At 69.3% G+C, this 6,538-nt stretch carries 5 protein-coding genes; 4 read left to right on the forward strand and 1 reads right to left on the reverse strand.

What is annotated here, in order from left to right; all coding sequences use genetic code 11:
* The coding region (locus tag ACWDX9_RS57760; RefSeq protein ID WP_449971758.1) for a DUF2264 domain-containing protein at positions 1-221 on the reverse strand (221 nt) is incomplete at its 3' end.
* A gap of 272 nt (positions 222-493) precedes the next feature.
* Here ACWDX9_RS57760 and ACWDX9_RS57765 point away from each other — a divergent pair.
* The 4 genes from ACWDX9_RS57765 to ACWDX9_RS57780 form a co-directional block, all read left to right on the forward strand.
* The gene (locus tag ACWDX9_RS57765; protein ID WP_449971760.1) at positions 494-2,491 is read left to right on the forward strand and encodes an ABC transporter substrate-binding protein; all 1,998 of its coding nucleotides are present in this window, start codon (positions 494-496) and stop codon (positions 2,489-2,491) included.
* Between the two features lie 4 nt (positions 2,492-2,495).
* Positions 2,496-3,485, forward strand: a complete 990-nt coding sequence (locus ACWDX9_RS57770; RefSeq protein ID WP_449971763.1) for an ABC transporter permease — start codon at positions 2,496-2,498, stop codon at positions 3,483-3,485.
* A 12-nt stretch (positions 3,486-3,497) separates the two neighbouring features.
* Positions 3,498-4,577, forward strand: coding sequence for an ABC transporter permease (locus ACWDX9_RS57775; RefSeq protein WP_449971767.1), 1,080 nt, complete (start codon positions 3,498-3,500; stop codon positions 4,575-4,577).
* Positions 4,578-4,591: 14 nt separating this feature from the next.
* The coding region (locus tag ACWDX9_RS57780) for an ABC transporter ATP-binding protein (RefSeq protein ID WP_449971770.1) at positions 4,592-6,538 on the forward strand (1,947 nt) is incomplete at its 3' end.

Consider the following 6,538-nt stretch of genomic DNA (forward strand, 5'->3'; position numbering starts at 1 on the left):
AGCAGGCCCGCGGGCGCGCCGGCCGGATCGCCCGCGAGGCGGAACGCGGCGAGCAGGAAGGTGCGCGCGAACCCTTCGAGCCCGTCGGAGCCGGGCCCCGACCAGCTCGTCCGGCCCGGCAGCCGGTACTGCGCGAAGCCGGGGGAGGCGTACGGCAGCACGGCGTCGAGCAGCCCGTCCGCCACCTTCACCCAGTGCTCGCGAGGGCGGTCAGCGCGCACGACCACCTCCAGGTAATCGGTTACTAGTCGGCTCGGGCCGAACATACGCACGCGCCACAATCGCCGTCAAGAGCCGTCGCGGCCGAAGGTAACGAGATGCTAACAACTCCGGCTATCCGCGTGGTGAACCCCCTGGTAAGCCGGGAATTTCCGGAATCGATGCTTCGCGGACGGGTCTTGACGACCGTGTCAACTGCTTTTAACGTTCAGCGCAACTTGTCGAGTAACCGGTTACCAAGCCCTTCGCCCCCAGCCGTTCTTGGAGTCTCGACATGGCCTATCGACCCGATCCCTCCAGCCTCAGCCGTCGCGACCTGATCAGGCTCGGCGGCGGCGCCCTCCTCGTCACCACGTCGCTGTCGGCGTGCACCGCCACCGGATCACAGGGCGGATCGCAGCCGTCGAAGAGCGCACCTCAGGCCGACCGCCCGCTGGAGGCCCCGATGCTCGCCGACCAGATCAAGGCGGGCAAGCTGCCCCCGCTCGCCGAACGGCTGCCCGAGATGGCCGACCGCCTGGTCGTGGACGGGCCCGAGGGCCTGGGCGGCTACGGCGGCACGTACCACGGCGCCTGCCTCGGCGAAGGCGACGACCCGTGGCTGGAGCGCCTGATCGGCTACGAGCCGATGCTGCGCATGGACCCCGCCGGCAAGACGACGATGCCCGGCACCCTCAAGGAGGTCGCCGCCAACGCCGACGGCACCGAGTACACCCTCCACATGCGCAAGGGCATGCGCTGGTCGGACGGCGAGCCGTTCACCGCGGACGACGTGATGTTCGCGATCGAGGACGTCTACTTCAACGAGCAGGTGACCCCCACGGGAGTGCCGCCGCTGCTGCACGTGAACGGCGAGCGCGCCAAGGTGGAGAAGGTCGACGACCACACGGTGAAGCTCACCTTCGCCAAGCCCAAGGGCGACTTCGTCGACGGCTGCCGCACCGCCACCTGGACGGGGGCCAACTTCGGCTTCTACCCCAAGCACTACCTGAAGGACTTCCACCCGACGTACAACAAGGACGTCGAGAAGGACATGAAGAAGAAGGGGTTCGGCGAGTTCGCGGCCTACTGGGAGGACCGGATCAAGTGGTGGAACAACCCCGAACGCCCGACCCTGCACGCGTGGGTGGTGACCGACCCGCTCAACACCGGCGACCGGGCGGTGGCCGAGCGTAACCCGTACTACTGGAAGGTCGACTCCGGCGGCGCGCAGCTGCCCTACATCGACAAGCTGGAGTTCGCGATCATCCAGGAGGCCGAGGTGATGCTGCTCCAGGGCGTGGACGGCAAGCTCGACTTCCACGCCAGGCACATCAACTCCGACGTGAACAAGCCGGTGCTGGCCGAGGGACGCCAGAAGGGCGGCTACCACTTCATCAAGGTCGAGCCGACCACGATGAACCGGATGATCATCTCCCTGAACCTGTGCCACAAGAACAAGGAGCTGCGCGAGGTCTTCAGGAACAAGGACTTCCGCGTCGGCCTGTCCCACGCCATCGACCGGCAGAACATCATCAACACCGCCTACCAGCGCCAGGGCGAGCCCTGGCAGGCGGCGCCGCACCGCAACTCGGAGTTCTTCGACGAGCAGATGGCCAAGCAGTACACGCAGTACGACGTGAACCTGGCCAACCAGCACCTCGACAAGGCGGGGCTGAGCAAGAAGGACGGCGAGGGCTTCCGCCTGCTGCCGGGCGGCGACCGGCTGCGCTTCTCGCTCGACCTGATCACGCTGTTCCCCGAGTGGGCCAACGCCGCCGAGCTGGTCCGCCAGAACTGGGCGGCGGTCGGCGTCGAGATGAAGGTCAACCCGATCGAGCGCACCCTGTTCTACGACCGCAAGGCGGCCAAGGCCAACGACCACGACGCGAACGTCTGGGCCGGGGACGGCGGTCTGCGCATCGAGATCGACGAGCCGCGCTGGTGGTTCCCCAACGGGGAGGAGTCCAACTACGCCACCCGCTGGGGCATGTACTTCCAGACCCTTGGCAAGAGCGCGGACGGGGAGAAGCCGCCCGCACAGACGCTGCGCCAGATGGAGCTCTACTGGCAGATGCGGACCGAGCCGGACCAGGCCAAGCGCAAGGAGCTGTTCCGGCAGGTCCTCGCGATCGCCAAGGAGCAGTTCTACGCCATCGGGATCGTCCTGCCCACCGACGGCTACGCGATCGTCGGCAACAAGCTGAAGAACGTGCCGGCGAGCTATCCCGACGCGTTCCAGTTCCTCTCGCCCGGGCTCGTCAACGTGCCGACCTGGTACTTCGGGGCCTGAGCCGATGCTGCGCTACCTCGGCAGGCGCGTCCTCGTCCTCATCCCGACGCTGGTCGCCATCTCCGTCATCACGTTCGTGGTGATCCAGCTCCCGCCGGGCGACTACCTGACCACGCTGACCGCGCAGCGGGCCGCCCAGGGCGACGCCGTGCCCACGGGCGAGGTGGCCCGGCTGACCGAGCGCTACGGCCTGGACCAGCCGGTCGTCGTGCAGTACTGGCAGTGGATCTCCAACATCGTGTTCCACGGCGACTTCGGCGAGTCCTTCGACTACGCCCGGCCGGTCACCGCGCTGCTCGCCGAGCGGCTGCCGCTGACGATCACGCTGTCGCTGGTCACGCTCGTCTTCATCTGGGCGGTGTCGTTCCCCATCGGCGTCTACTCCGCGATCCGGCAGTACTCCGCGGGCGACTACACCTTCACCTTCCTCGGCTATCTCGGGCTCGCCGTGCCGAACTTCCTGATCGCGCTGGTGCTGATGTGGGTCGGGCTCAAGTTCTTCGGCCTGAACGCGGGCGGGATCCTGTCGCCGGAGTACCGCGACGCCCCGTGGAGCCTGGCCAAGGTGGGCGATCTGGTGGCCCATCTGTGGATCCCGATCGTCATCTGGGGCACGGCCGGCACCGCGGGCAACATCCGCGTCCTCCGCGCCAACCTGCTGGACGAGCTGCGCAAGCCGTACGTGGTCGCGGCCAGGGCGCGCGGCATGCCCGAGCGGAAGATGACGATCATGTATCCGGTGCGGGTGGCGATGAACCCGTTCTTCTCCACCATCGGCTGGGTCCTGCCCGGCCTGATCGCGGCGGACGCGATCACCTCCAAGGTGCTCAACCTGCAGACCACCGGGCCGCTGATGCTGCGCGCGCTGCTCGCCCAGGACATGTACCTGGCCGGGGCGATCCTGCTGATCAGCGCCGTGCTGGTGGTGGTCGGCACGCTGGTCTCCGACCTCGCGCTCGGCTGGCTGGACCCGCGCGTCCGGCTCAGGTACTAGGAGGGCCCGATCGTGAAGGATGAGACCCTCGCCGTCGCGTCGCAGTGGAAGCTCGTCTGGTGGGGCTTCAAGCGCCACCGGGTCGCGCTGGTCTGCGGCTTCGTCACCGTCGCCATCTACCTGGTGGCGGTCTTCGCGCCGTTCCTCGCCCCCGGCTCCGGTCAGAGGACCAACGCCGACTACACCTACGCGCCGCCGCAGGCGCTGCGCTTCGACACCGATACCGGGCTGTACGTGCACCCGTACACCTTCAAGCAGGACCCGGAGACGCTGGCGCTGTCGTTCGAGGCCGACGAGGGCAAGAAGGTGCCGGTCGGGTTCTTCGTCAAGGGCGAGCCGTACGAGCTGCTCGGGTTCATCCCCTGGGACCGGCACCTGATCGGCCCTTCGAGCGGGGGGCACATGTACCTGCTGGGCACCGACTCGGTCGGCCGCGACCTGCTGTCCAGGATCATCCAGGGCACCACGGTCTCCATGTCGATCGGGCTGGTCGGCGTGCTGCTCTCGCTGGTGCTGGGCATCGTGCTCGGCGGCGTGTCGGGATACGTGGGCGGCCGGACCGACACGGTGATCCAGCGTGTCATCGAGATCATCATGTCGATCCCGACGATCCCGCTCTGGATGGCGCTGTTCGCGGCCGTGCCGGCCTCGTGGAGCCAGCTCGAACGCTACTTCGCGCTCACCGTGGTCATCTCGCTGGTCGGCTGGACCGGCATGGCCAGGGAGGTGCGGGGCAAGTTCTTCGCCGTACGCGGCGAGGAGTACGTGATGGCCGCGACCGCCGACGGCGCCGGGCGCCTGCGCATCATATTCCGGCACATGCTGCCGTCGTTCACCAGCCACATCATCGCCAACCTGTCGCTGTCGATCCCGTCGGTGATCCTGGCCGAGACCGCGCTGTCGTTCATCGGGCTCGGTCTGCAGACCCCGATGATCAGCTGGGGCGTGCTGCTGCAGGAGGCGCAGAACATCCGGGCCGTGTCCACCGCGCCCTGGATGCTGATCCCCGGCATCGCGGTCGTGGTGACCGTGCTGGCCATGAACTTCTTCGGCGACGGCCTCCGTGACGCGGCCGACCCGTACAAGCACTGACGCGGGAGGACCTCGTGGAAGAGCCGCTGCTCAGGATCGAAGGGCTGCGCACCCACTTCTTCACCTCGGAAGGCGTGCTCAAGGCCGTGGACGGGGTGGACCTGCCGGTCCCGGCGGGCAGGACCGTCTGCCTGGTCGGCGAGTCGGGGTGCGGCAAGTCCGTCACCGCGCGCTCGATCCTGCAGCTCGTGGACCGGCCGGGCCGGATCGTCGAGGGCTCGATCCGCTGGAAGGGCGCGACCGACCTGGCCGGGCTCGACCCGGCCGGGGAGGAGCTCCGGCGGGTGCGCGGCGGCGAGATCGGCATGATCTTCCAGGAGCCGATGGCGTCCCTGTCGCCCATGTACACCGTGGGCGCGCAGCTCTCCCAGGCCCTGCGGCTGCACCGCGACCTGACCAGGCAGGAGGCCCGGCAGGAAGGCGTCGCGCTGCTGCGCAAGGTCGGCATTCCGGACGCCGGGCGGCGCTTCGACGCCTACCCGTTCCAGCTGTCGGGCGGCATGTGCCAGCGCGTGATGATCGCGATCGCGCTGTGCTGCGACCCGGCGCTGCTGATCGCCGACGAGCCGACCACCGCGCTCGACGTCACCACCCAGGCGCGCATCCTCGACCTGATGATGGACCTGCGCGCGCAGAACGACATGGCGATCCTGTTCATCACCCACGACCTCGGCGTGGTCGCGGAGATCGCCGACGAGGTCGCCGTGATGTACCTCGGCAAGATCGTCGAGCGCGGCACCGTGGCGGAGATCTTCTCCGACCCCCGCCACCCGTACACGCGCGCCCTGCTCCGCTCGATTCCGGAGCTGCGGGGCAGCGGGGCCCGCCGGCGGCTGACCGCGATCCGCGGCATGGTGCCGTCGCTGCACCGGGTGCCGGACGGGTGCCCGTTCCACACCCGCTGCGACCACGCGATCGACGGGCTCTGCGACACCACGCCACCCCCGCTCAAGAGGTACGGCGAGGAGCACGTGGCCTCCTGCCATCTCGACGAGGTCCCGGCCGAGCCCCCGGCCGAGCCCTCAACCGCTGTGCTCCAGGTCGCTGAGCGGGCCGCCCCCGCCGCCGAGGAGGCCGGACCCCTGCTCAAGGTCGAGGGGCTGGCCAAGCACTACCCGATCGGCGGCGGCCTGTTCCGCAGGCCGACGGGGGTCGTCCGCGCCGTGGACGGGGTCGATCTGACGATCCTGCCCGGCCGGACGCTCGGCCTGGTGGGGGAGTCGGGCTGCGGGAAGACCACGCTCGGCCGCTGCGTCGCGCGGCTGGCCGACCCGACCGCGGGCCGGATCCTCTACCGGACGGCGTCGGGGGACGAGGTCGATCTCGCCACGGTGACCGGGGCCCGGCTGAAGGAGTTCAGGAGGCAGATCCGGGTGATCTTCCAGGACCCGTTCTCCTCGCTCAACCCCAGGATGACGCTCCAGCAGATCGTCGGCGAACCCCTCAGGACCCACGGCATCGCCTCCGGCGGCGAGCTGACGGACCGGGTGGCGGACATGCTGGCCCGCGTCGGGCTCCGACCGGAGTACATGCGGCGCTATCCGCACGCGTTCTCCGGCGGCCAGCGGCAGCGCATCAACATCGCGCGTGCGCTGATCACCGGGCCCCGGCTCGTGGTGGCCGACGAACCGGTCTCCGCGCTGGACGTGTCCGTCCGCGCCCAGATCCTGAACCTGCTCACCGACCTGCAGGAGGAGCTGGGGCTGACGTACCTGTTCATCTCGCACGACCTGTCCGTGGTGGAGCACATCAGCGACCGGGTCACCGTCATGTACCTGGGCAAGGTCGTGGAGGACGCCGGCACGGCCGACCTCTACCGGCGGCCGCGCCACCCGTACACCGAGGCGCTGCTGCACGCCGTGCCGGTGCCCGACCCGGGGCGGCGGCGGGAGCGGCACGCGTACGAGATCGCCGACGATCTGCCCGACCCGGCCGCGCCGCCGCCCGGGTGCCGGTTCCAC

The sequence above is a fragment of the Nonomuraea sp. NPDC003201 genome, from assembly GCF_053590415.1.